The organism is Comamonas sp. B-9 (assembly GCF_000410635.1).
Lineage (GTDB): Bacteria > Pseudomonadota > Gammaproteobacteria > Burkholderiales > Burkholderiaceae_C > Comamonas.
The window spans coordinates 1-2,399 of record NZ_APCR01000523.1 but is presented as its reverse complement, the minus strand read 5'-3'; the positions used below and the strand labels follow the sequence as shown (position 1 = coordinate 2,399).

The window sequence follows — 2,399 nt, the reverse complement described above, 5'->3', positions numbered from 1 at the left end:
CGATGCGCGCTTTGCGCAGGCCACCGTCAGCACCATCTACCAGCAGCGCCGCGTGGGCGCGATTGCCCAGGCCTTGCAGGCCAGCATGGTGGCAGACGATGCGCCGGCTGCGGCGCCGCGCGCGTTCCGCGAGCATTCGGCGCTGCGCCGTTGGCGCTGTGGCGCTGCGCAGGCGGTGGCGATTCCTTTGCTGGTGCTGGTCAAGATGGCGCAATGGCTGGCGCCGTTCTTCACCTACCACTTCTTTACCGGTGACGAGAACGACTCGGTGGCGGTGGCCATTGCGGTGTCGGTGCTCGCCTTTGCGCTGGCCACGGTGCTGGAGTTTGTCGTGGCCTGGGCCGGCAAGTGGCTGATTGCCGGCCGCCTCAAGCCCGGGCGCTACCCGCTCTGGGGCCTGACCTATTTCCGCTGGTGGCTGGCCGACCGTCTCGTGGAGGCGGTGCCGGTGGGCATGATCACCGGCTCGTCGCTGTTTCCGCTGTGGCTGCGCGCGCTGGGTGCCAAGATCGGCAACGATGTGCTGCTGGGCTCGATGACGGTGCGCGCCCCCGATCTGCTGCGCATTGGCGCCGGAGCGAGCGTGGGCAATGTGGTGAGCCTGGAGAACGCCCGCGTCGAAGGCGGCTGGCTGCTGCTGGGCACGGTCGATATCGGCGCGGATGCCTGCATTGGCTCCTATGTGGTGCTGGAGGGCAATACCCGCCTGGGCGACTGGGCCCATCTGGAAGGGCAGTCGAGCCTGAGCGACGGCCAGGTGCAGCCCGCGCGCAGCGTCTGGACCGGCTCGCCGGCCCAGCCCGTCTCGGACTTTGACACCAGCTGCATGCCCGAGCGCGTGCGGCCCAGCGCCGCCTGGCGCGCATGGGAGATGCTGGTCTATGCGGTGGGCGGCCTGAGCATCGCGACCCTGTTCTTCATGCCGGTGTTCCCGGCGTTCTTGCTGATCGACTGGCTGGATGTGGACGCGATCTCGGTGCGGCCTTTGCTCGAAGACGGCACGGTCGATGCGCTGGGGGCCTTTATCCTGCGCTTTTTCAAGTTCTTTGTGCTGGCGTTGCCCGCCAGCCTGGTGCTGGTGGTCTGCACCATGCTGGTGGCCGCCTTGATCCGCTACCTGTTCCTGCCCCGGCTGCAGCCGGGCACCTGGTCGGTGCACAGCGGCCGCTACCTGGGCAAATGGCTCACCAACCAGATCCAGGAAGGGAGCCTGGCAACCTTGCACGGCATCTATGCGACGGTGTTTTCAGCCAGCTGGTACCGCATGCTGGGCGCCAAGGTGGGCAAGCGCACCGAGCTGTCGACCGCGCTGGGCGTGGTGCCCGATATGCTGACCCTGGGCGACGAGTGCTTTGTGGCCGATGCGGTGATGCTGGGCGACGAGCGCATCGACGGCGGCTATATGACGGTGCAGCCCACGGTGGTCTCGCGCCGCAGCTTTATCGGCAATGGCGCCTATGTGCCCGATGGCTCGACCATCCCCGAAGGGGTGCTGATCGGCGTGATGTCGGCCGTGCCGCGCAATGCCGACATGCAGGCCGGCCAGACCTGGATTGGCTCGCCGGCCATCAACCTGCCTGCGCGCGAAGTCGTGCAGGGCTACCCCGACCACCTGACCTTTGCCCCGTCACGCCGCCGCGTGCTGGGCCGGGGCCTGGTCGAGGCCTTCCGCATTGGCGCGCCCCACGCGCTGGTGATTGCGGCCGGTTATGCGATCGTGCTCGACGCGATGCCGCTGGCCGCTGCCGGCCGCTGGGGCGCGGTGGTGCTGGATCTGGCCATCGCCGGCATGGTGTTTGGTCTGGGGGCCTTCTGGGCGGTGGCGCTGTTCAAGTGGCTGCTGGTGGGGCGCTACCGCAAAAAGGCTGCGCCGATGTGGACGCCCTTTGTCTGGCTGTCCGAGGCGACGACCAGCATGTACGAAGGCATTGCGGTGCCCAACTTCTTGCGCTACCTGCGCGGCACGCCCTGGCTCAACCTGGCGATGAACCTGCTGGGCAGCAAGATTGCCAGCAGCGCCTACCTGGACACCACCGACATCACCGAGCATGACTGCGTGACCATTGGCGCGCACAGCGAGCTCAATGCGCTGTCTTGCCCGCAAACCCATTTGTTTGAAGACCGGGTGATGAAGGTCGATGACGTGGTGATTGGCGCGCGAGTGACGGTGGGCGCGCGCTGCACCGTGCTCTACAGCGCCGAGCTGGGCGATGGCGTGCAACTGGGCCCGATGACCTTGGTGATGAAGGGCGAGCGCCTGCCCGCCGGTACCCGCTGGCAGGGCGCGCCTGCTGCGCCATGGCGGGCCTAGCACTTCACTGGACCAGGCAGCCGCTGGCCCTGCCGCCAGCGCTGCAGGGCCGGGTACAGGCCCAGGCGGTGGTGATGGCGGGCGCACC

The 2,399-nt window shown here is 67.9% G+C and carries 1 protein-coding gene; it reads left to right on the top strand.

Annotation, left to right across the window (positions count from 1 at the left end):
* Nucleotides 1-2,311: Pls/PosA family non-ribosomal peptide synthetase (locus H928_RS0104865; RefSeq protein WP_021025501.1), on the top strand; the 2,311-nt coding region annotated here is incomplete at its 5' end.
* Nucleotides 2,312-2,399 lie beyond the last annotated feature (88 nt).